Source organism: Pseudomonas sp. LjRoot277 (genome assembly GCF_964253845.1).
Classification (GTDB): Bacteria; Pseudomonadota; Gammaproteobacteria; order Pseudomonadales; family Pseudomonadaceae; genus Aquipseudomonas.
Window position 1 is genome coordinate 3,584,633 of the sequence record NZ_CAXURI020000001.1, and the last position, 23,141, is coordinate 3,607,773.

Below are 23,141 nucleotides of genomic sequence, written 5' to 3' on the forward strand. Positions count from 1 at the left end.
CAACAGATACAGAGCACAACAACATGACTATCAAAGTTGGCATCAATGGTTTTGGTCGGATCGGTCGCCTCGCGCTGCGAGCCGCCTGGAACTGGCCAGAATTCGAATTCGTGCAGATCAACGATCCGGCAGGCGATGCAGTAACCCATGCGCACCTGATCAACTTCGACTCGGTGCATGGTCGTTGGCACAACGAAGCCAGTGCAGAAGGCGATCATGTAGTGATTGGCGGCAAGCGCATCAAGGTGACCGCGAACAAAGCGATTGCGGACACCGACTGGTCGGGTTGCGATCTGGTGATCGAGGCCAGCGGCAAGATGAAAACCGTGGCGGTGTTGCAGGCCTACCTGGATCAGGGCGTTAAGCGTGTGGTGGTCTGCGCTCCAGTGAAGGAAAAAGGCGCGCTGAACGTCGTCATGGGCGTCAATCATCAGCTGTTCAATGCGGCGGAACATCGCATCGTCACGGCTGCTTCGTGCACCACCAACTGTCTGGCGCCAGTGGTGAAAGTCATCCACGAAAAGCTGGGCATTCGCCACGGCTCGATCACCACCATCCATGACCTGACCAACACCCAAAGCATCCTCGATCAGCCACACAAGGATCTGCGCCGTGCGCGTGCCTCCGGCATGAGCCTGATCCCAACCAGTACGGGTTCGGCCACCGCGATTGCCGAAATCTTTCCGGAGCTGCGTGGGCGCCTGAATGGTCACGCCGTACGTGTGCCGCTGGCCAACGCTTCGCTGACTGACTGTGTCTTTGAAGTCGAACGGGCCACTACTGTCGAAGAGGTAAATCAGTTCCTCAAGGACGCTTCCGAGAACGAGCTGAAAGACATTCTTGGTTTCGAGACGCGTCCATTGGTGTCCATCGACTACCGTACCGACCCTCGCTCATCGATTATCGACGCGCTGTCGACCATGGTCATCAATGGCACCCAGGTCAAACTCTATGCCTGGTACGACAACGAATGGGGCTATGCCAATCGCACCGTCGAACTGGCCAAAATGGTCGGTCTGGCAGTCTAAGGAGCGGTAATGAAAGCGTTGTCAGCCCTCGCTCCGGAAGTGCGGCAGTACCTGCTCGTGACGGGCAACTACTGGGCCTTCACCCTCACCGACGGCGCTTTGCGCATGTTGGTGGTGCTGCACTTTCACGCGTTGGGTTACAGCCCACTGCAAATCGCGGCGTTGTTTCTGTTCTACGAACTCTTTGGTGTGATCACCAACCTGGTGGGCGGTTATCTCGGCGCCCGGCTGGGTCTGAACCGAACCATGAACATCGGACTGGGCATTCAGGTTGCGGCGCTGTTGATGCTGACGGTTCCGGTAACCTGGCTAACCATCCCTTGGGTGATGGGGGCCCAGGCTCTGTCGGGAATAGCCAAAGACCTGAACAAGATGAGTGCCAAAAGCTCCATCAAGCTTCTGGTTCCTGATGGGCAGCAGGGCAAGCTCTACAAGTGGGTGGCGATCCTCACCGGCTCGAAGAACGCACTCAAGGGTGTCGGCTTCTTTCTTGGTGGAGCCTTGCTGGCACTCATCGGCTTCAATGGCGCCTTGCTGGCCATGGCGGGTGTCCTGGCACTGATCTGGATCAGCAGCTTGACCCTGTTGAAGAAGGACTTGGGCAAGGCCAAAGCCAAGCCCAAATTTCGCGACATCCTGTCCAAGAGCCGGGCGATCAATATCCTCTCAGCAGCCCGAATGTTCCTGTTCGGTGCCCGCGATGTCTGGTTTGTGGTGGCCTTGCCGGTGTACCTGAGCAGCGTGTTCGGCTGGGACTTCTGGGAGGTTGGCGGCTTCCTTGCTGCCTGGGTGATTGGCTACGGCATTATGCAATCCTTCGCGCCCAACATCACCGGCAAGAAACGTGGGCACGTACCGGATGGTCGTGCGGCATTTCTGTGGGCACTGGCTCTGGCAGGCCTGCCTGCGGCAATCGCTCTCGGGCTGAACACCGGGCTGTCGCAGCAGATGGTGCTGCTCGGCGGACTCATGGTCTTTGGCGCGCTGTTCGCGGTGAATTCGTCGCTGCACAGCTACCTGATTGTCTCTTACGCCAAGGAAGACGGCGTGTCGCTGGATGTAGGTTTTTATTACATGTCGAACGCCATGGGGCGACTGATCGGCACGGTGCTCTCCGGCTGGGTTTATCAGGTGTATGGGCTGGGGGCGTGCTTATGGATATCGAGCGCCTTCGTGCTGCTCGCAGCATTGATTTCTATCGGGTTGCCAAGGCATGCCGACCTTCATCCGATACATAGCTGATCGAGTGGGTCAGGAGGCTTTTCTGCCAGTCGAGATAGGAGAAACGAGCCGGAAGTTCTCCTGCCTTGGGGAGCTACTTAACAGAGTAAATACCTAGCATTTACAGGTGGTTGTAAATGGCGAGCAATCTCAGACTATAAGATGAAGACAAGCGTTACCCAGCCACTGATCTAAATCGAAGGAATGGCTCCGCACACCGGTACAAGAGAATGCAGCCGGACAAAATGGGGGTGACGTTGATTTCCCTCGACATGAGCGACGAGATCCTCTGTGCCAGAGCTAGTCTTGTGCCTAACTGTTCGAATGGGTGAGGGTCGTATCTACCGTAAAATTTTTACGTTTTCTTTACGGTAGCTGTTTTTGCACGCAACGATACTGGCCGCGATTTTTTAGATCGTCCATGCGCCTAAATCGTATTGCCCAAGGATGGCATGCAGTTCTCCCCCGCAATTTGAGAGAAGCGACCCTTGAGTGAAACAGTGACCAGTGCACATGCAGATTCCCAATCCAAAACGTCAGGAGTCGGCTTGCTCGTCGCCGCTGTCGGCGTGGTATACGGGGACATAGGCACCAGCCCCCTCTACACGCTGAAAGAAGTATTTTCCGGTCACTACGGCGTTCAGGTAAATCACGACGGCGTGCTGGGCATTCTGTCGTTGATCTTTTGGTCGCTGATCTGGGTGGTCTCGATCAAATACGTGCTGTTCATCCTGCGCGCCAACAACCAGGGCGAAGGCGGCATCATGGCGTTGACGGCGTTAGCCCGTCGCGCGGCCACCCCTTATCCGCACATGAGCAAGGTACTGGTGCTGCTCGGCCTGTTCGGTGCGGCACTTTTTTACGGGGACAGCATGATCACCCCGGCTATTTCGGTGCTCTCTGCGGTTGAAGGACTACAGCTGGCGTTTGACGGAATAGAGCACTGGGTTGTGCCCTTGTCAGTGATCGTGCTGGTGGCGCTGTTCTTGATCCAAAAGCACGGCACGGCTCGCATCGGTACCCTGTTCGGCCCAGTGATGGTGCTGTGGTTTGTGGTGTTGGGCGCGCTCGGAATCTACGGAATTTTACAGCGGCCCGAAGTGTTGCAAGCGCTTAACCCTGCTTGGGCGGTGCAGTTCTTCCTGGTTCATCCGGGAATGGGTGTGGCGATTTTGGGCGCCGTCGTGTTGGCATTGACCGGTGCTGAAGCGCTGTATGCCGACATGGGCCACTTTGGTCGCAAACCGATTTCCCGTGCCTGGTTCATTCTGGTGTTGCCTGGGCTGGTGCTCAATTATTTTGGTCAGGGTGCACTGATCCTGGAGAATCCGGAGGCTGTGCGCAATCCGTTCTATCTGCTCGCGCCGAGCTGGGCACTGCTGCCGATGGTCGCGCTGTCCACATTGGCGACCATCATCGCTTCTCAAGCCGTGATCTCCGGTGCTTTCTCCCTGACGCGCCAGGCCATCCAGCTGGGTTACGTCCCTCGCATGTTTATCCAGCACACCTCCAGCCAGGAGCAGGGACAGATCTACATCGGTACGGTTAACTGGGCGTTGATGGTTGGTGTCGTGCTGCTGGTGATTGGTTTCGAGTCCTCCAGTGCGTTGGCCGCCGCCTATGGAGTCGCTGTGACGGGGACCATGTTGATCACCACAATACTGTCTTCGGCTGTCGTCCTGCTCCTATGGAAAACGCCGCGCTGGTTGGCCATCCCGATGCTGCTTGGATTTTTGCTGGTAGACGGTCTGTATTTCGCCGCTAATGCGCCGAAGATTTTCCAGGGCGGTGCGTTCCCGGTGATTGCCGGTATCGGCCTGTTTATCTTGATGACCACTTGGAAACGGGGGCGAAAGATCATCGTCGAGCGGCTGGACGAGACCGCATTGCCTCTGCCGTTGTTTATCAGCAGCATTCGTTCGCAGCCGCCGCATCGGGTGCAAGGCACCGCGGTTTTTCTGACGGCCAGGGCCGATGCGGTTCCCCATGCACTCTTGCACAACCTGCTGCATAACCAGGTGCTGCACGAGCAGGTGGTATTGCTCACCGTAGTGTCCGAAGACAACCCTCGGGTGACCGCTGACCGAAGGTTTGAGGTAGAAGCCTATGGCGAAGGGTTCTTCCGGGTCAGTCTGCACTTTGGTTTTATGGAGGAGCCTGACGTACCCATGGCCTTAAGTCTGTGTCATTTGAATGAGCTGGATTTCAGCCCGATGCGCACGACCTATTTCCTCAGCCGGGAGACCGTGATCCCGACCAAACGCATAGGTATGGCCCGTTGGCGAGAAAGCCTGTTCGCGTTTTTGCTGAAGAACGCCAATAGCAACTTGAAATACTTCAAGTTGCCGCTGAATCGGGTGATTGAGCTGGGCACACAGGTCGAGATGTAGCGGTAACAGGCCGCTTACTCCGGTAATCCTACGCTCAAGGAATAAAACGATACCCAACACCGGTTTCGGTGATGAGGTGTCGCGGCTGGGAAGGGTCTGCTTCGACTTTTTTACGCAGGCCTCCCATGAATACTCGAAGGTAAGGCGTATCGGTGGTGTGCGATGGGCCCCACACAGCCTTGAGCAGTTGCTGATGCGTCAGGACCCGATTCGGGTGTGAGCAAAGATGGACCAGCAGACGGTACTCCAGCGCTGTCAAATGCAGTGGGGCGCCGGAGCGTTCCACGACACGCCGTTCCATATCAATCCGGACCTCGCCAAAGGCCAGGACCGCATGGTTCTCGGTACCCTTCACATGTCGACGTAGCAGTGCGCGAACGCGCGCCAGCAGTTCCCCGGTGCCAAACGGCTTCACCAGATAGTCATCGGCGCCCGTGTCCAGGGCCAGGATTTTGTCCGATTCCGCACCACGGGCAGACAACACAATGATCGGCACCTCTGACCAACTCCGAACATCCCGAATTAGGTCAACACCGTCGCCGTCGGGCAGTCCGAGGTCGAGCACGATCAGGTCCGGATGGCGTGTCCCTGCATCGATAAGGCCTCGGTGAAAGGTATCGGCTTCATGCACCTCCAGGCCTTCAGCTTGCAGGGCCATTCGCACGAAACGTCGTATTTCTTTTTCGTCTTCAATGATCAGGACGTGCAGCACCGATTCCGTCATGGTTGCTCCTCGCCTGTTTGCTCAGCAAAGGGTTCAATGACTGGCGGCTCCTCACGGGGTAGACGCAACGTGAAGCGCGCACCGCCCTCTGGGTGTGTAACACCCAAAATGGTTCCTCCATGAGCCTGTGCGATGGCTCGACAGATGGCCAGGCCCAGCCCAACGCCGGGTATTGAGCTTTCCTTCTTGCCGCGCATGAATTTGCTGAAGATTGCCTCTTCGTGACCGTGCGGTAACCCTGGTCCTTCGTCTGCGACCCACAATTCGATGTTGTCCGGCGTGGCTCTGGCGCCCAGGCCGATGGTAGTGCCTTGCGGTGTGTACTTGACGGCGTTCTCGATCAGGTTGATAAGGACGCGTTCGATCAGTACCGCGTCGATTTGTACGGGAGGTAAATCATCGTCCAAAGCGACCTGCACCGAACGCCCGCCCAGAATTGGTTGGATGGCTCGCAGGGCGCTGCCCACGACGTCTTCGATGGGTTGCCACTGCCGATTCAACACCACTTTGCCGGATTCGAGGCGTGCCATGTCCAGCAGGTTGTCGACCAACGTATTCATGCGCAGCGCCGATTCACCCAACGGCATAGAAGCAACATGATAACGGTCCTGCTCAAGTCCTGGGTAATTGCACAGACTTACCCACCCATTTGCATTCGACTTGAGCAGTCGTTTGCATTCCCACTGACCATTTGTTTGCATTCGAGCTGACCAGCGATATATGACGTATCACCTAAACCAAAAAAGCATGGCGATCTCTACCGTACCGCATTGTGTGCCTGAAAAATGTTGAGCCTGAGCGCTTGCCGAAGGGCACCCAAGTCAGACAGAGCAAGGAGGTGGTGGGCGATCCATCAGTGTTAAAAATTTCGTTTCCCCGCTCTCATCGCTGAAACTCAGAAGTATGTAGAAGCCCATCTTATGTTCGACCGAATCCGCTCATCAGGTCAGAGTTACAGCTCGTAAAAAGAACCGCAGCCTCCGGGAACGAATGGGAACGAATGTGCAGAAACGCGATACCTTGCCAGCCCTACTGCCGGAATCATGTTGACGAATTGGAACGGGCGCATTCGAGCCCCAACGTTGTGCCACTTGGGCAGGCGAAGAAAATCAGTAGTGAGCAGTCAACCGCATGCGTCTTGAATTACCGCTATAGATCAGAGCCGTATTTATCGCTAGACGGCCTTTAGCCCAGTTCTTAGCGTTGATACAAAGGTCGCCAATGAAGGATCTTTCTCAGCATTTTGCTTATGCCTGCCGATGAAAATCCATTCATCTTCTGCCCAAAAAATTCGAATTGTTTTGGGTGATTTGCAGTCGAATACAACTTGATAGATTCTAGTTTCCCGCTGCTGGACGACGACGCATTGCTCAAGGCAAACCAACAGTTGTAGCCCTGGCTCCAGGGTCGGAGCATTGAGCGGGAGGCGCTTCTCAATTTCTGTTTTTCGCATGATGACTGTCGTCCTTAAAATTCAGAAACCGTACGCGTTGAATCAAAAGCAAGGGAAATCCGCTGCTGCGAGGCACGCATCTGGGGCCTTTGCGCATGACGCCATATGTGCTCTTCAAGGTGGTAATCATCACGGTAAAGTAAGCCATTTCGGAGCCTGTGCAGACAATCACCTTCAAGGTCTGGAATTGATAGCTCGCTACTTATTGTGAGAATCCTTTGGTTCTACTTGTTCTCGATCTGGCCGGCAAATCCTGTTATCGCGGGAAACTGGCCGCATGGCCGTGCGCCTTCAAAGCCACGGCATTGGGCGGAGCGACTCGGACCCACATGGCTGAGGTGCTTCGACAGTCCTGCTCATGACTAGCCTCCAAGGGGTTATATGTGCATAATATTATCATCCAGTGATAATGAAAAGGCAATCTACTCACCCTTGCTTCAGGTAGGGGCGAGGTCTTTTGATCGATTGCCGAGAGGCAAAATCATGCATGAGAACAGCAATATGTGAGCGCTTGGAGACCCGCATGAAACGTGAGGACGTAAAAACCAAACACGCTGAAGGCATTCAGTTCGACACCCATTTGATTGCCAACCCGGCCAACACCCAGGAGTGGATCGCCTTCTTTAAAAAGGATGCAGGAAGAAGCTTCTTCCTGGTCAATGACAACGAAGAAATCGAACCCTTTCGCTACCTTGATGATTTGATTCATGAGCTGCGAGAAATCGGTATCAAGGTTGCTGAAATTCATTTTTGAATTCTTTTCCTTGGAGTGTCGCCATGTCTGTCAAAATCGAGCATCTGTCTAGCCAGAGTGAAGATCTATGGTCCGTGTGTGTCGGTACCAGGCGCATTCAATTCCGCAATGAGCAGGGTGCAAAAGATTACGCGGCAAAGCTAAAAGAGCGTATTGAAGCTCCGCACTCATACCCTCGTGCGTTGCCGCTCGCCTACAAGCGCGGTTGCAGTAAGTAATAATGGTTAATGACTTTCTATTAACGCTAAAGTTACGGAAACAAAATATTGTTTCTTTCTTAGAGCGCTGCGGAGCTTAGCAAAGTTGAATTAATTTTCATGCTGCGTTTCTGTAATTTAACAGCACTCGGCAAATGAGCGCCCGCCCAACCAGTCCCTAATGTTCATAATGAGGATAAAGGTTCCACTATGAAGCCTGCACATAATTGCTATGTCACGCGCTGCGGGCAAGTTGGTTGCGGAGGTTCTAAGCATGATTGCGCCTCACGTCAGACCCGGGGTTTCGACCAATGAGCTTGATAAGCTCTGCCATGACAATATTGTCAACGTGCAGAAGGCCACTCCAGCCAATATCGGTTATCACGGGTTCCCCAAAACCTTGTGCACCTCCATCAATCATGTCGTATGCCACGAAATCCCGTCAGATAAAGAGCTCTCGGATGGCGATATCTTCAATATTGATGTCGCGGTGCTCAAAGATGGTTGGTTCAGTGATACAAGCCGCATGTATTTTGTCGGCGAGCCAAGCGCAGAGGCTCGTTGGCTGGTGGACACGACCTATGCGGCGATGTGTGCCGGCATTCATGCAGTAGGCCCCCGGTGCCACGCTCGGTGATGTCGGTCACGCCATTCAAACCGTGGCGCACCGTGGAGGGTATAGCGTAGTGCGTGACTACTGTGGACATGGCATTGGCATGGTTTACCACGATGAGCCACAGGTCCGTCATCATGGTAACCCTGGTGAAGGTATGAGACTGAAACCGGGCATGACCTTCACAATCGAGCCAATGCTCAATGCTGGAAAGCATGGTGTAATAACGCTGGGGGAGGGCTGGACTGTGATCACCAAGGATCTTTCGCTCTCTGCCCAGTGGGAACATATGGTCTTGGTCGCCCGCGATGGCTTTGAGGTGTTGACTGCGTGGCCGGATCCGCCCGTGGAGTATAAGAAGATTTAATCCAGCAGACTGTCCAACTGGTAGGTCAGGGTGGAGCACACGTAGAGAATCGCCAGCTCGTACTGAGCTGGCGACGCGGACGGAGCGCGTGTTTCTTGACTCTCTATCTAGTCACGCAAGTAGGCCACCAAGGCGTCAGCGAAGGACTCAGTTGTACCAGTCCCTCCCATATCCGGTGTCACCTGGTTACGCGAACTTCCTAGAACAGCGCGGATAGCAGTACGAACGTGTGTCCCCTTGTCCACCATACCCAGATAATCAAGCATGTCCGCGGCAGCCAGCAACAATGCACAGGGGTTCGCGATGTTCTTGCCGGCGATGTCCGGTGCCGAGCCGTGGACCGCTTCGAAGATGGCCGCATCGGCGCCGATGTTGGACCCGGGCGCCAAGCCCAATCCACCCACCAGGCCTGCGCACAAGTCTGAAAGGATGTCGCCAAACAGGTTAGTGGTGACAATGACATCGAATTGATGGGGATTCATCACCAGCTGCATACAGGCGTTATCGACGATCATCTCGTGGAATTCGATTTCCGGAAAACCCGCGGCGACCTCACGCGCCACCTCAAGGAACAAACCGGAGCAAGACTTGATGATATTGGCCTTGTGCACCGCGGTCACTTTCTTACGGCCTTTGCTACGAGCCAGCTCGAACGCGTACCGCACGATGCGTTCGGAGGCTGTGCGTGTGACCCGAATGCTCGCCAGAGCGACTTCGCCGTCCTCCGAAATACTTTGTCCTTCTGGGAGGTACGCCCCTTCGGTATTTTCGCGCACCGTGATGATATCGATATCTTCGAAGCGCGAACGGGTCCCTGGGAAACTGATCGCTGGTCGGACATTGGCATAGAGATCGAAGTGGCGGCGAAGGTGGACGTTGATCGATGAGAAGCCGCGGCCAATCGGCGTTGTCAGAGGGCCTTTGAGTGCGACACCATGTTTGGCGATCGTCTCTATGGACGCGGGCGGCATCAGTTGCCCATGCTGCTGCAAGGCCTCCAAACCGGCCTCAACGAAGTCGTACTGAAGATTGCAGTCAAGGGCATCGAGTACGCGTAGCGTCGCTTGCATGATCTCAGGGCCGATGCCGTCACCCTTGATGATTGCGATAGTTTTGCTCATGGTCTCTTCCTTAACAGCGCTTTGTCAGCCGCTGTATTGATTGGGTCATTGAGACTGGTGTCACGAGTCTGCTGATTGGCATTGACTGTCTGGCGGCTTTCACCGCGCCAGTGTGCTGTGTTTCATCCTCCGCGCCGTGACTGCGCAGGTCATCGCGGATCAATAGACGGGCGACCTGAGTGGGTGTCAGTTCTCGCGCCGCACAAAACCACTCAAGGATGCGGCTATAACGGGCGAGCTACCGGATCAAGGATGCTGTCATTTACTCCATCGAAGATGCGCACAACATTAACATGTAATGTTAATCGCATGTGCTGACAAGGAGTGTTTTCATCCTGAGACGGTAAGGTGTTTGAATGTCTGTGCGTTACATGTTGAGGTAGCTTTTGGGCAGGAATAGAAGAGGACGAGTTGTGGCTCGGATCATTCTTGAAGTCGTACTGCCAAGCCATAATCGACGGACTCGCGAATGACCAAAAGCGCCCATGACCATCAGATCGATATCGTGTTCGGTCTGATAGGACTGTAAGGCGAGCTCTATTCTCCCGCCACAGATGGCTGTCCGCACGTCACACCCGGCGGATTGCAGAATGGCTCCTGCCGCATCGAGTCGTTCCAGATTCTTCGACGTCTTGGCGGCGACCATGACCAGGTGCACGGGCAGCTTTCTGAGAACTGGACTCGCTGCCAGCATTTCCACCCCCATGTGCGTGTCCTCGCTTCCGTCATAAGCAAACATCAGGCTACGTGGTGGGTTGAAGGAACAAGGTGTGACCAGGATCGGCTTGTGCAAAGCATGGATGATGGTTTCGAGCTGGTTGAGTCGGGGACAGAACGAGCTTTGTTTTCCCATGACCAGCCAGCGCATGTCAGTTTCCATCTCGAGTAACCGACCCAGCAGTTCTCCGTCGCTTTGACGAAGCTCTGGCTGCATCACGCCATCAGAAATCGCTCTTTCTCGAGCGTTTTGCAGCATTATCAAGCCTTGCTTCAACGCCTGCTCATGGCGCTTTTCGTCCATCGACATAGCTTCTAGCACGTGCGCCAGGCTGCCGGGCCGTATCTCTACGCTAGCGGGGCGGTCTACAACATTCAGGAGGGTTAACGGCAATACAAAGTTGAGACTGGCCCAAGCGGCGTAGTCGCAGACGGCCGGAGATGTAGTTGAACTGTCGATACAGGCCAATATGTGGCTCATCACAACCCTCATCTCGATGATCTTGAAGAGCCGGTCACCACGCGGGGTATAAACGAAAAAAGCCGCTCGGCGAAGGCACCGCTTTTAGCGTTCGAACGAGTGGGATCCGTCGCTGGACACCGGGCACGTCATATATCGACACGATCAACGTAGTGAAACTCCAGTATAGCAACGCCTGGAAAGCTGCTTGCAGGCAAGCTGCTCACTTTCGCATGACGCGGCGGACAAAAAGCCTGGCGTCATCAACGGCAGGCACGATCCCCAGCGCCACCAGAACCATCGCGAGCGGTACCGTTGAGATGTAACCAATGTGCTTGAACCCAAAGGCACCCACCATGCCGCCAAAAAAGAAATTCAGCGCAAGCAGTATCAGTATTTTGAGTCGGGTCCGATTGGCGAGAACTTTTGGATGCTTCGATGTGTTGACGGCATTCCAATAAAAGAGTTTTCCAAACTCAATACCGATATCCGTGATGATTCCGGTGATGTGCGTCGTTCGGATTTCGGCTTTGGAAATTTTGGTGATCACCGCGTTTTGTAGCCCCATGATGAAGCACAGCAGCATCACGGTGACGGACACGAATAGACCATCCACGGTGGATAGCCGAGCTCCTAGAAAGCCAAAGCAGATGAGCAAAAAGGCTTCGAACAAGAGTGGCACTGCAAACTCGCTGTGCATGCGTCTGCGGCGGGAATAATTGACCATGACCGCCGAGCACGCTGCCCCAATCAGAAAGGACAACAGAGCGCCGGTGCCACTGAGCACCAGGTCGTAGGCTCCCAGCACACTGTTGTCTGCCATCGAGGAGACGATGCCCGTCATGTGTGAGGTGTACTGATGCACCGCCAGGAAACCACCGGCGTTGATTGCCCCCGCTACGAAGGCCAAGGCAAATCCAAGATGTCGGTTTGCGTCTGTGGTACGCCGTCGCCCAGTGAGGCTCCTAACATATTTGATCGGCATTCATTCACCCCTGTCCCAAGTGTATGAGGAGCAAGAAAGCCAACCGATTATGCGCATCTGATATCACCAGATCCTCGCGATTTAGGCTGGTCTGCTCGTTGAGTGTTAAAGCCGCTGACTGTCGTTTTTTCTGATCGGTGATCAGGATTGCCTGGGATGGCAACTCTGTGTGCTGATTACCTGCTGGGGGAGCAGACGGGGATCCCGAAAGCTTCACCCCGCGATCAGCCAAGAGCGGATGATCTTGTAAGTGGCGGGCTGTCGATATTCAGGACGTGCTGCGGCTGGATGATCCCCGAGTGCGACAGCTACCAACCTTGTAAAAGGTCGTGCAGCTGCGGCACATCAGCATGATTGACGTCAGCTTAGAGCGGGTAGTGCGTCGGGTAATGCAGCTTCGCAACGCCGGTGTCGATAGCGGCCTTGGCCACTGCGCCGGCTATTGCTCCGAGCAGGCGAGCATCGAGCGCTTTGGGAAGAATGTAATCGCGCCCAAACTCAAGCTTATCGACGTTGAACGCTTGCAGCACTTCCACAGGGGTTGGCTCTTTGGCCAATTGGCGCAGTGCTTCCACCGCCGCAATTTTCATCGCTTCGTTGATTCGGGTTGCCCGAACATCCAAGGTCCCGCGGAAGATGAACGGAAAGCCCAGAACGTTATTAACCTGGTTCGGGTAGTCAGAACGACCGGTCGCCATGATCAGGTCATCACGTGTGGCCATGGCCAGCTCGTAGCTGATTTCAGGATCGGGGTTTGAGCAGGCAAACACGATCGGATTGGGAGCCATCGCTGCCAACGCTTCAGCCGGAAGAAGGTTGGCTCCGGACAGACCAACAAACACATCAGCACCGCTCATGGCTTCCATTAACGTACGCGGGCCACCGTCGTTTACGAATTGTACTTTGTATTGGTTGAGATCTTCTCGTGCGGAGTGGATGACACCGGTGCGATCGACCATGTACAGATTGCTTTTTTGAGCGCCGAGACTGAGGAGCAGGCGCATGCAGGCAGTGGCTGCGGCACCCGCGCCAAGGCAAACAATTCTCGCGCTCTCCAGGGTTTTGCCCTGAATCTCCAGCGCATTGAGCATACCGGCGGCAGTGACGATGGCAGTACCGTGTTGGTCGTCATGGAAGACCGGGATGCTGCACTGTTCGATCAGTGCTTCTTCGATTTCAAAGCACTCAGGGGCTTTGATGTCTTCCAGGTTGATGCCACCAAAGGTGTCGGCAATGCGCACGACTGTATCGATAAAGGCCTGGGAACTCTCAGCATTGACTTCGATATCGATCGAGTCGATGCCGGCAAAACGTTTGAACAGCAACGCTTTGCCTTCCATGACCGGCTTACTGGCCAAGGGGCCTAGATTGCCGAGGCCCAGAATGGCAGTGCCGTTGGTGATCACGGCCACCAGATTCCCTTTTCCAGTAAAGCGATAGGCGTTCTCCGGATCCTTCGCGATTTCGCGAACGGGCTCGGCTACGCCTGGGCTGTACGCCAGTGCGAGTTGGGCGGCTGTGTCGGCGGGCTTGGTCAGCTCAATGCTGATTTTCCCTGGGGTTGGGAATTCGTGGTAATCCAGTGCAGCCTTCTTGAAGTCGGTAGTCATGCGATCCCCTAATTAGACGTTGATTACAATGTGATGTTAACACTATTATAATACAAGTCAGCGAGATCCTGACCCACAGACCAGGGTCAAATTGCCGGCTTGAACGCTGCTGATGAAGGGGTTTGTCAGCCAGCGGACCAACTCTATTGGCCTTAAGACTTCAGGGTGGGCCTGTATCTGTTGGTCAATAGAGATCCTCCTATGCTTGAACCCGTCTTAGGCCACCTCGTGTGGCCATTTTTTTGCGCGCTCGAATGTCCCAAGCGGTGTCACGCCCTAAGCGCGGCACATTAGGATTCAGAGTTTTCTCATGGCCTCTTGGATCTGATCCGCGTATTTCGACAATTGCGTGAGCTCATGACCCAGTTGCATAGGGCTTCTGCGTAGGTCATTCGCCCGTGAATCAATACCAGCGCAGCATTTACAGCCATTATTCGCGTTCCTCAGTAGATCCTGGAACGTACCTGTTGAAATCAATAAGGTCCTGCACTGTTTGAATGGCAATTCCCGTACGACTCGACAGATAAGCAGGCAGAAACCGGCCAGGAGCTGGCCCCTCAACATCAATACCGTGGTCTGCCCCCGATTGTTCCAGTCGAACACGCTGATGCAAGGGGAGGACGGGTATGCTTATCGCTTCACTTGGGGCTTGCTTTATGAGCGACGGCGAAAAGGAAGAACAGAGGATGTCTGACTGTGCGTACTGTGACCTAACGATGGATTTCGTTCCCGATAACGCGAGGCATCGGTTCGAGGTTCAGTGCAAGCATTGCCAAATAATCAACGTAGTGACTTGGGAAGTTTGGGCGCAGGGTCGCTGGTACACTGCGATCAAGCACGATTGAAACTCAACAAATGAGGGTTGGTCAGCCGGTGGCTTGAGCGGGTTTTCGACCACCGCTGGCCTTTGGGTAATACGGCTCAATCAATGCCAGTAAACCGCAACAGGACACTATCTGATCCATCTCGGCGAGGAACCGTTCGCGGCGTGTCTGCTTGCGCTTGTCGGCGTATTCAAAGTCGGAAAGCTCATCTGGCTCAAGGGCGGCTCGGATCAGGTGGTGAGGTTATATTTCAGCACCTTCGAGGATGTGGCTCGTAGAATCCCTAGAGTTTCAGCGACCAGAATTCCAGATCGAATTTCTTCCCATAAGCCTTTTGCCCAGGCAACACCTCAGTCACTCGGAAGTTGAGGCGCCCATAAAGCGCCTTTGCGTCGACAAGGCAGCTATAGGTTTCTAGCTGCACCTGCTTAAATGAGTGCTGGCGAGCATGATCAAGAGCGAGTTTCATCATCGTAGAACCAGCACCTTTACCCCTATACTGCGGCAGGACTAGCACGAAGTTAAGAAATGCCACGCTGTCAGCTCTGTCCGATATCGCTATCGACGCTACGCGTTTGTCCCCTACCAATCCAACCCAAATGCGATTGAATGGACTTGGTAATTCAAGAAAGGTGCGCATCTTTTCGGCGATGCCATCCTGAAAGCGCCTGTCAAAACCGAACTCTGTGGCATAGACGTCACCATTCGCAGCAATAATCCACTCGTGATCGTCCTGTTGTGCTACTCGCACCGTCAATTCTGTCGCCATCACTCGAAACCTCCGCTTTGTCTATGCTGACTTTATTTATTTTACACTGCATGCCATCTCAACCGCGCGATACATCATGAACGGTGTCACGGTCAATTCGAATGCAAATAACTGGTCAAGTCGAATACAAACAGGTAGTCAAATCGATGCAATTACATAACTTAGAGACTGTGACCTATGATGAGTGTTCGTGATATTTAGGTTTCTCCTTGGTAAGGCCGATCAGTGCTGCTTCGTGGTGAATGATTGATCTCTGCGTGATGGACGCAGGTGGAATGTAGAGTTCTGGATGGGCCTGAACGGGTGGCTCGAGAACGCAAAATCAAGACGCTGAATAGCACAGACAAAACTGAAGCCATCAGCACTCCGATTTTTACGTCAGTCATCGGTAGAGAAGTCGTTGAATCGGTCTGGGTGCCGATCAATAGGCTCGCTGTAAGACCAATGCCGCCAATTACCGCAACCCCGTAAAGCTGCAACCAGTTGCTTCTCTCGGGGAGCTTGGCGAGCCCAAGCGCAACTACAAGACCAGCTACAGCGAGGAGACCCAGTTGCTTCCCGATCAGCAGCCCCGTCGCGATACTCAGCGTGACCGGGGCTGTGAAATCTTGCAGTGACATGCCACTGAGGGACATGCCGGCGTTGGCAAAACCGAAAATCGGCAATATCAGAAATGTCACATAAGGGCTGAGCTTTTCTTCAACGGTTCGCAACAGAGAACTGGATCTTTTATCGGGGTTACCTAGCGGTAAGAACAACGCCAATACGAGTCCGGCGAGTGTCGGGCTCAAGCCGGATAACCCGATAGCAATCCACAAAAACACCCCTGTCAGTATGTACGGGCGCAGGAGAGTTATCCCTTTGCTGTTCAGCGCTACAAGCAGGCTTAACAGCAGCAATAAGGCGAGCAGCATCGGAACAAAAAAGTGCTGAGTGTGAAAAAAGGCAACGATCATGACCCCGCCAAGATCATCCAGAATCGCGACGGCGGTTAGGAATACTTTCAGCGAAGCTGGAACCCTGTCGCCGAGTAACGATAGGACGGCCAGCGCAAATGCAATGTCAGTGACCGTGGGTATAACCATCAATATTGGGATTTCGTCTTGGGGGTAATCAAACGTCCAGAGAATAAGTGCCGGCAGGATCATGCCACCCAACGCCGCAAAGCCAGGCAATGCGAGCTGCTCTCAGGTGGCCAGATGTCCGCCGAACCATTCACGCTTGATTTACAGTCCGATGACCAAGAAGAACAACGTCATCAGGCCGTCATTGACCCAGTGGGTTAGCGACAGGCCCAAGTGGACGCGGTGTAGCAGGTCAAAATAGCTGGGAGCGAATGGGGAGTTGGCCAAGACAAAGGCGATGAGAGAGGTACCCAGCAATGCTACACCTCCGGCTGCTTCGTTCGAGAGCCCGGGAGGGATGGTGGCACCTGACACGTCTTTTGATTTTGCCACACTGGGACTCCAGCATCGAGCGTGATAAAAACCTGGTCAGCCAGCGTCAATTAATAGGCAACAGCTCAGTGTTGTTCTGAGCTGTCTTCGATGCCTTTCATCAAGGGGCTTGGTGTTCTGTTCCTATTGGCCAGACGTCGAGCCTGTCCAACGGAGGGAAAAGTCCAGATCAGCGATGATCAGTGGTCTGGATTGGGGGCTGCTTGGTGAGTTCGCGGAAAGGTATGCGGTGCGTCGATTCTTTCTTTGAGTGTGGCCGCATAGTCCTTCGCTCCTTGCTCAGTACGAAATTGGATGCGGCGGCTACCGAAACAAACAGACCAAAGCTCTTCACTTTGACCGGACAGATGCTCAATCTTTACTGACATGATCCCCCCCCGAGTGTAACTATCAGAAATGAACTTCGGCAGACTTGATACCAAGCTCGCGAAGCTCATGGATCAGATCATCGAGGCGTCCAAATGACTCAATCTCCTCGTTGTCATTGACCAGAAAATAGCTTCTTCCTGCATCCTTTTTGAAAAGAATGATCCACTCGTGCGTGTTGGCCGGGTTGGCGATCACATGCGTGTCGAAGTGCATGCCTTCACCGTGTTTGGTTTTGACGTCTTCGCGTTTCATGCAGGGTCTCCGGGCATAGGGTTAAGCTCTCTGAGGATCGAATCGACAGCGTTGCAGGTGTCCTGCCGAGGCTAGGCCAATTGCTTTTCTATTATCACTACGTGTAAATAGTATGCACATGCCACCAGAGCGAGGCTAGTCATGATTGCGATACAAGAAGCTTGGAAAGCGGGCTTGTTAGGGCGCGAGCATTGGCTTCGAAATATCGTCTCAGGCGTCATCGTCGGCGTCGTGGCGCTGCCGTTGGCGATGGCATTTGCCATCGCCTCAGGCGTCAAACCGGAACAAGGGATCTACACGGCCATTGTGGGGGGCTTGTTGGTTTCGCTGTTCGGCGGAAGCCGGCTTCAGATTGCCGGCCCAACTGGGGCGTTTATCGTCATTTTGGCCAGTGTGACGGCCAAGTACGGTGTGGATGGCTTGCAGATAGCAACAATGATGGCCGGGGCAATTTTATTACTGCTCGGTGTCACCAAGCTTGGCGCACTCATCAAGTTCATCCCTGACCCCGTGATTGTGGGATTCACCGCCGGCATCGGGGTGATCATTTGGGTCGGGCAATGGAAAGACTTTTTGGGCTTGCCGAAAATCAGTGGTGACCATTTCCACGAGCGGCTGTGGCACCTCATCCAGGCGCTGCCCAGCCTTCATGTACCCACAACACTGTTAGCGCTTTTGAGCCTGGCGTTGGTGATCCTCGCACCTAAAACGGCAGGCATAAGGCGTGTTCCCGGCCCCTTGATTGCTATGGTCGTTGTGACGGCGTTGAATTCCTATTTTCAATTCGACGGCGTGGCCACGATCGGGAGTGCATTTGGGGGCATTCCTCAAGGGCTTCCCAAGATAGGCCTTCCTGAAATAACGCTGCCGCAGGTCATTGAGTTGATTGGCCCTGCGTTTGCGATCGCGATGCTGGGGGCGATCGAGTCGCTGCTCTCGGCTGTTGTCGCCGACGGGATGGCCGGTACCAAACATGACTCCAATCAGGAGTTAATCGGACAAGGCATTGCTAACCTGGTTACTCCTCTGTTTGGTGGCTTTGCTGCGACAGGTGCGATCGCTCGAACAGCAACCAACATCCGCAATGGCGGCAATAGTCCAATCGCGGGTTTTACGCACGCCCTCACTTTGATTTTGCTGATCTTCTTCTTGGCTCCTTTGGCTTCGGATATCCCGCTTTGCGCGTTAGCTGCAATCTTGTTCGTGGTCGCTTACAACATGAGCGAACTGAAGCACTTCAAGCGCATGGTCAAACGAGCCCCCAAAGCGGACGTTGCCATCCTTTTAATCACCTTCAGCCTGACCGTTTTCAGTGATCTGACGATCGCCGTGAACATTGGGGTCATTCTCGCCATGCTGCAATTTATGCGTCGGATGGCGTCTTCTGTGGAGATTCAGCTAATGGTTGAAAAAGAGCTGGAGGTAGAGTTGCGTATGAATGGGTATGTACATCTTCCCCCCGGTATTTTGGTTTACACCATTGAGGGGCCGCTCTTCTTTGGCGCAGCAGAAACCTTTGAGCGCGTTCTGGCTCAAACGCACACCGATCCCGGGACGTTGATTATTCGCTTGAAGCGGGTGCCGTTCATGGACATCACGGGCTTACAGACGCTGCTCGAGGTTATTGAGCAGCTGCGCAAGCGCAGCATCGTCGTGAAGTTGTGTGAAGCCAACGAGAAAGTCCTTGGCAAGCTCGACAGGGCAGGGATTCTGCAAGCCCTCGGTTCAGAGCATTATCATGCTGACTTCAGTTCTGCACTGGGCAGTTATGTAGAGACCGACACGTTACCTGGCCGCAGCTGAACTGGAGCATTCAGGTAGCGCGGTGAGCTGACTCCCGCCGTGCCAGCCCATTCGCGATTGCATCACTTACCATTGGCCGCAATTCTGCTTTTGGTCGAAGTCGAGTAGGTCACGCCATGCGTATCCAAGTAGTCTCGAATAAGCTGACGGACGACCTGTGAAGGGGTTAGGTCCTGGGATGCACAGAGCTCCTCAAGGGCTTTTTTCTTGACGGGATCAATGAGCACAGTCAGTCGTGCAGTCTTATTTTCCATGATTTTACCGGTACCCTAAGTCGTTCGATGATAATCAAATTGTAATGGTAGGGGCTTTGTTTGTCACCGATTAGGTTCGTTAGCGCTAGCTCAACGAGTGGTGATGACATCCCCACCAGGAATGGGTAATAGAACGGATAAATAGACGGGTAGTGAAGGGGCAGCTAACTATGGCTTCTCTCGAATCTATAGCTGCCTAGCAACAGCTGCGTTGATTTCTATTACAGGCAAGCCGACGCCGTATGCAGTCACATTGAGGAGGGGGCCCCTTATGGGGTGGCATTACCCATGCCTACCTTCTCGGTAAAGCGCTCAACCACTTCGAAGAGGATCATACCCGTCAACATGGCACCAAAAAACACACCGGCTTGCCAGAATCCGGCACCCAGTCCAACGATTGCAGGTCCCGGGCAGATGCCGGCGATGCCCCAGCCGGCGCCGAACGTCAGGCTTCCTCCGATCAAACGTCGATCAAGTACTCGGTTTTGAGGCAGCTGCATTGCTTCGCCCAGCAGAGAACGCTTCTGCCGTTTTGCCCAACTGAAAGGCAAGATCGCTGCGGCAATGGCGCTGACCATCACCAGAGCCAGTGATGGATCCCAGGTCCCGGTCAGATCGAGAAATCCCAATACTTTGGCAGGATTTGCCATACCTGCGAGCAATAAGCCCAGTCCGAAAATCAATCCTGCGAGCAACGCAATCAGCGCACGCATAGTCAGCCCTCCAATACATGGCGAACGACGAAAACGGTGACGAATCCCGCCGTCATGAAGCTCAGTGTCGCCACCGTGGAGCGTAACGACAGTCTGGAGATGCCGCACACGCCATGTCCGCTGGTACACCCTGATCCATAACGAGCACCGAGTCCTACCAGTAACCCTGCCGGCAGCAGGCTGAGCCAGCCATTCTGAAACTCGATGACGGGGAGGGGAGTGAAAAGCAGCCAGATCAGAGGGGCAATGAACAACCCGAGTAGAAATGCAGCTTTTTCCAAACGGCCTTCATGATCTCGACTGAGTAAGCTACCCAGTAAACCGCTGATCCCGGCCACTCTCCCATTGAGTATGAGAAAAAGCCCGGCGGCCAAGCCAATCAGAGCCCCTCCGGCCAACGACTTCCAAGGGGTGAAATTGATCCAGTCAATTACCATTGAGTGCTCTTGCGCAGGATAGTGGGTGCCGATCATGGACATCGGCAAGGGAATTTAGCCAACAACCTTCGTTCAAAAGAAGTTTACCGGCAGCAGCAACCACTGCCTTTAGCGCCACAACCTGCGGTTTTCTTCTCGCTCTGGGCGCCTTCCGAAGTCTGTGCTGGATAGCCGGCTTCCTGCAGGGCTGCAAGCAATGCATTGCTGTCCGGATCACCGTTGACCCTCACTCGTCCGGATTGCAAGTCGACAGACACTTCGCTGACTCCGTTGAGCGCGCGCAACGCTTGGGTTACCTGTTTGACGCAGGAGCCACAGCTCATGCCCTGGACTTGCAGTTCAACGCTGTTCATCAATGACTCCTCATAAGGAATTGATCGTAAAAGGGCCAATGTATGCGGCTTTTTCGCGACCCTGGTTTTATTCTCAACCTTGCCACGACGGTAAGGTCAAGCAGCCTTTATCGCTCATTAAATTAAAACCTGGCGCAGGCGCAACGCGTTAAGTACCACCGACGCCGAACTCACGCTCATAGCCAGTGCGGCAATCAGTGGCGACAGCAGGTGGCCGGTAAGCGGGTAGAGCAAACCGGCGGCCAACGGGATACCCATGGCGTTGTAAAGGAAGGCGAAGGCCAGGTTCTGGTGCATGTTTCTCACCGTTGCTACTGACAGGCTGCGAGCACGCAGGATGCCGAGCAGATCGCCCTTGACCAAGGTGACCTGAGCGCTGTTCATCGCCACGTCAGTGCCAGTGCCCATGGCGATACCCACATCGGCGCGCGCCAGTGCAGGGGCGTCATTGATGCCGTCGCCAGCCATCGCTACACGGTGCCCGGTCTGTTGCAGAGCCGCGACCAGGCGCTCTTTGTCTTGCGGTTTAACCTCGCCATGCACTTCCTCGATACCCAATTGACGAGCCACCGAACGGGCCGTCGTAAGGCCGTCGCCAGTGGCCATGATGACCTTGACTCCGTCTGCCTGTAGACGCTCGACTGCCAGCTTCGAGGTAGGTTTGATGGGGTCGGCTACAGCCAGTAATCCCGCCTGGACGCCATTGACCGCCAGGAACATGATGCTCGTGCCGTCACTGCGTAGCGTCTCGGCCTGTACTTGCAAGCTCTCGGTGGAGACGCCAGCCTCATGCATCAGCACGGTATTGCCCAACGTCAGGCGGCGCCCCTCGACCTGACCGCTTACGCCAATACCAGAGGCGGACTCGAAGGTTTCAGGTGTGCTCAGCGTCAGGCCCGCGGCGCGGGCTTGCTCGACGATGGCCTGAGCCAACGGGTGCTCGCTGCCCTGATCGAGGCACGCCGCCAGGCGCAGCACTTCATCCTGAGTAAATCCCGGTGCAGCCTCGACGCTATGGAACGCTGGCCGACCTTCAGTAAGTGTGCCGGTCTTGTCGACAATCAAGGTGTCTATCTTGCGCAGGTTCTCGATGGCGGCGGCATCGCGAAACAAGACGCCACTGCCGGCAGCTTTGCCGGTGGCGACCATTACCGACATTGGGGTCGCCAATCCGAGGGCACAGGGACAGGCGATGATCATTACCGCTACGGCGTTGATCAGGCCAAATACCCAGCTTGGCTCGGGCCCCCACAGCCCCCAGCCGACCAGCGTCAGCGCGGCGATGGTGATCACCACGATCACGAAGTAGCCGGCAATCACGTCGGCCAGACGTTGCATCGGCGCCTTCGAGCGTTGTGCCTGCACCACCATCTGGACAATCTGCGCGAGCAGGGTGGCCGACCCGACTTTCTGTGCCTGCATCACCAGACTGCCGTGGAGGTTGAGGGTGGCGCCGATCAGTGCATCGCCAGCCCCTTTCATGATCGGCATCGGTTCGCCGGTGAGCATCGATTCGTCTACAGCGCTTTCGCCTTGCAGCACCTGACCGTCGACAGGCACTTTTTCGCCCGGTCGCACGCGTAAGGTGTCGCCGCTGTGTACGTGGGTCAATGGGATGTCTTCTTCTGTGCCGTTGGCATTGATCCGTCGGGCGGTTTTGGGTGCCAGTCCGAGCAGCGACTTGATGGCTGCCGAGGTTTGCGAGCGAGCCTTGAGCTCGAGTATCTGGCCGAGCAGGGTCAGTGAGATGATCACCGCCGCCGCCTCGAAGTACACACCGATGCGACCGTCCATCATGAACGTGCTGGGGAAGACGTCGGGGGCCAGGGTGGCGACGACGCTGTAAAGGAAGGCTGCTGCCGTGCCAAGACTTATCAGCGTCCACATGTTCGGACTGCGCTGAATCACCGAATACACGCCGCGTACATAAAATGGCCAGCCAGCCCAAAGAACCACGGGTGTGGCCAGTCCCAGCTCGATCCAGTTTTGTGTGGGACCGTGGAACAGCTCCAGGGTATGGCCGCCCATGGCCAGCACGGTGACGATCACTGTCGGTGGCAATGTCCACCAGAAGCGCTGGGTGAAGTTTTTGAGTTCGGGGTTCTCTTCTTCCTCCAGTTCGGGGATCACCGGCTCCAGGGTCATGCCACACTTGGGGCACGTGCCGGGGCCGATCTGGTGGACTTCCGGATGCATGGGGCAGGTGTATTCAGCGGTAGCCGCTGACGATTGCGCAGGTGTCTGATGGACATGAAGCTCAGTGCCGTGCA

General features: G+C 54.9%; 19 protein-coding genes and 3 pseudogenes. 6 read left to right on the plus strand and 16 right to left on the minus strand.

Annotated elements, in window-relative coordinates; all coding sequences use genetic code 11:
- The first annotated feature begins 23 nt into the window (after positions 1 to 23).
- The 3 genes from ACSQ87_RS16925 to ACSQ87_RS16935 all read left to right on the plus strand — a co-directional run bounded on the left by ACSQ87_RS16925 (position 24) and on the right by ACSQ87_RS16935 (position 4,639).
- Positions 24 to 1,028, plus strand: coding sequence for an ArsJ-associated glyceraldehyde-3-phosphate dehydrogenase (locus tag ACSQ87_RS16925; protein WP_436273866.1), 1,005 nt, complete (start codon positions 24 to 26; stop codon positions 1,026 to 1,028).
- A 9-nt stretch (positions 1,029 to 1,037) separates the two neighbouring features.
- A complete protein-coding gene (gene arsJ, locus ACSQ87_RS16930; RefSeq protein WP_436273867.1) occupies positions 1,038 to 2,270 on the plus strand; it encodes an organoarsenical effux MFS transporter ArsJ in 1,233 nt (410 codons plus the stop codon).
- Positions 2,271 to 2,737: 467 nt separating this feature from the next.
- Positions 2,738 to 4,639 (plus strand): potassium transporter Kup, encoded by a 1,902-nt coding sequence (locus ACSQ87_RS16935; protein WP_436273868.1) that lies wholly within the window; start codon positions 2,738 to 2,740, stop codon positions 4,637 to 4,639.
- A gap of 34 nt (positions 4,640 to 4,673) precedes the next feature.
- Here ACSQ87_RS16935 and ACSQ87_RS16940 read toward each other — a convergent pair whose 3' ends face one another.
- From ACSQ87_RS16940 to ACSQ87_RS16950, 3 genes are all read right to left on the minus strand, one after another.
- Positions 4,674 to 5,363, minus strand: a complete 690-nt coding sequence (locus ACSQ87_RS16940) for a response regulator (RefSeq protein WP_436273869.1) — start codon at positions 5,361 to 5,363, stop codon at positions 4,674 to 4,676.
- Positions 5,360 to 5,923 (minus strand): ATP-binding protein, encoded by a 564-nt coding sequence (locus ACSQ87_RS16945; protein ID WP_436273870.1) that lies wholly within the window; start codon positions 5,921 to 5,923, stop codon positions 5,360 to 5,362. Before ACSQ87_RS16945 ends, ACSQ87_RS16940 begins: the two co-directional genes overlap by 4 nt.
- Before the next feature lie 614 nt (positions 5,924 to 6,537).
- Positions 6,538 to 6,816 carry a hypothetical protein gene (locus ACSQ87_RS16950; protein WP_436273871.1) on the minus strand — a complete coding sequence of 93 codons (279 nt, stop codon included), beginning with the start codon at positions 6,814 to 6,816 and terminating at the stop codon, positions 6,538 to 6,540.
- Between the two features lie 523 nt (positions 6,817 to 7,339).
- On the opposite strand from ACSQ87_RS16950, the gene ACSQ87_RS16955 reads away from it, so the two are divergent.
- Together ACSQ87_RS16955 and map are read left to right on the plus strand one after the other, a co-directional pair.
- The gene (locus ACSQ87_RS16955; RefSeq protein ID WP_150641276.1) at positions 7,340 to 7,570 is read left to right on the plus strand and encodes a hypothetical protein; all 231 of its coding nucleotides are present in this window, start codon (positions 7,340 to 7,342) and stop codon (positions 7,568 to 7,570) included.
- 429 nt (positions 7,571 to 7,999) lie between these two features.
- A pseudogene (gene map / locus ACSQ87_RS16960) lies at positions 8,000 to 8,747 on the plus strand (type I methionyl aminopeptidase).
- 107 nt (positions 8,748 to 8,854) lie between these two features.
- On the opposite strand, the gene ACSQ87_RS16965 reads toward map, so the two are convergent.
- From ACSQ87_RS16965 to ACSQ87_RS17000, 8 genes and pseudogenes are all read right to left on the minus strand, one after another.
- The gene (locus tag ACSQ87_RS16965) at positions 8,855 to 9,868 is read right to left on the minus strand and encodes an isocitrate dehydrogenase (protein WP_436273872.1); all 1,014 of its coding nucleotides are present in this window, start codon (positions 9,866 to 9,868) and stop codon (positions 8,855 to 8,857) included.
- Between the two features lie 367 nt (positions 9,869 to 10,235).
- Positions 10,236 to 11,066, minus strand: a complete 831-nt coding sequence (locus tag ACSQ87_RS16970) for a universal stress protein (RefSeq protein ID WP_436273873.1) — start codon at positions 11,064 to 11,066, stop codon at positions 10,236 to 10,238.
- 202 nt (positions 11,067 to 11,268) lie between these two features.
- Complete coding sequence (locus ACSQ87_RS16975) at positions 11,269 to 11,955, minus strand: YoaK family protein (protein WP_436273874.1); 687 nt, start codon at positions 11,953 to 11,955, stop codon at positions 11,269 to 11,271.
- Between the two features lie 440 nt (positions 11,956 to 12,395).
- Positions 12,396 to 13,640 (minus strand): malic enzyme-like NAD(P)-binding protein, encoded by a 1,245-nt coding sequence (locus ACSQ87_RS16980; protein ID WP_436273875.1) that lies wholly within the window; start codon positions 13,638 to 13,640, stop codon positions 12,396 to 12,398.
- An 884-nt stretch (positions 13,641 to 14,524) separates the two neighbouring features.
- Positions 14,525 to 14,682 (minus strand): annotated as a pseudogene (locus ACSQ87_RS16985) (IS5/IS1182 family transposase); the annotation flags it as partial.
- Positions 14,683 to 14,747: 65 nt separating this feature from the next.
- Entirely contained in the window at positions 14,748 to 15,233 is a 486-nt protein-coding gene (locus ACSQ87_RS16990) for a GNAT family N-acetyltransferase (protein WP_436273876.1), read from the minus strand.
- A 197-nt stretch (positions 15,234 to 15,430) separates the two neighbouring features.
- Positions 15,431 to 16,690 (minus strand): annotated as a pseudogene (nhaA, locus tag ACSQ87_RS16995) (Na+/H+ antiporter NhaA).
- A 390-nt stretch (positions 16,691 to 17,080) separates the two neighbouring features.
- Positions 17,081 to 17,311, minus strand: a complete 231-nt coding sequence (locus tag ACSQ87_RS17000) for a hypothetical protein (protein WP_150802557.1) — start codon at positions 17,309 to 17,311, stop codon at positions 17,081 to 17,083.
- A gap of 141 nt (positions 17,312 to 17,452) precedes the next feature.
- On the opposite strand from ACSQ87_RS17000, the gene ACSQ87_RS17005 reads away from it, so the two are divergent.
- Positions 17,453 to 19,114, plus strand: a complete 1,662-nt coding sequence (locus tag ACSQ87_RS17005; protein WP_436273877.1) for a SulP family inorganic anion transporter — start codon at positions 17,453 to 17,455, stop codon at positions 19,112 to 19,114.
- 62 nt (positions 19,115 to 19,176) lie between these two features.
- Here ACSQ87_RS17005 and ACSQ87_RS17010 read toward each other — a convergent pair whose 3' ends face one another.
- The 5 genes from ACSQ87_RS17010 to ACSQ87_RS17030 form a co-directional block, all read right to left on the minus strand.
- A complete protein-coding gene (locus tag ACSQ87_RS17010; RefSeq protein ID WP_419115986.1) occupies positions 19,177 to 19,368 on the minus strand; it encodes a ribbon-helix-helix protein, CopG family in 192 nt (63 codons plus the stop codon).
- A gap of 269 nt (positions 19,369 to 19,637) precedes the next feature.
- Positions 19,638 to 20,081: a DUF6691 family protein gene (locus tag ACSQ87_RS17015; RefSeq protein WP_436273878.1), complete on the minus strand. Its 444-nt coding sequence runs from the start codon at positions 20,079 to 20,081 to the stop codon at positions 19,638 to 19,640.
- A gap of 2 nt (positions 20,082 to 20,083) precedes the next feature.
- Entirely contained in the window at positions 20,084 to 20,518 is a 435-nt protein-coding gene (locus tag ACSQ87_RS17020; protein WP_436273879.1) for a YeeE/YedE family protein, read from the minus strand.
- Between the two features lie 83 nt (positions 20,519 to 20,601).
- The gene (locus ACSQ87_RS17025; protein ID WP_436273880.1) at positions 20,602 to 20,871 is read right to left on the minus strand and encodes a heavy-metal-associated domain-containing protein; all 270 of its coding nucleotides are present in this window, start codon (positions 20,869 to 20,871) and stop codon (positions 20,602 to 20,604) included.
- Between the two features lie 117 nt (positions 20,872 to 20,988).
- The gene (locus ACSQ87_RS17030; protein WP_436275097.1) at positions 20,989 to 23,067 is read right to left on the minus strand and encodes a copper-transporting P-type ATPase; all 2,079 of its coding nucleotides are present in this window, start codon (positions 23,065 to 23,067) and stop codon (positions 20,989 to 20,991) included.
- Between the last annotated feature and the right edge of the window lie 74 nt (positions 23,068 to 23,141).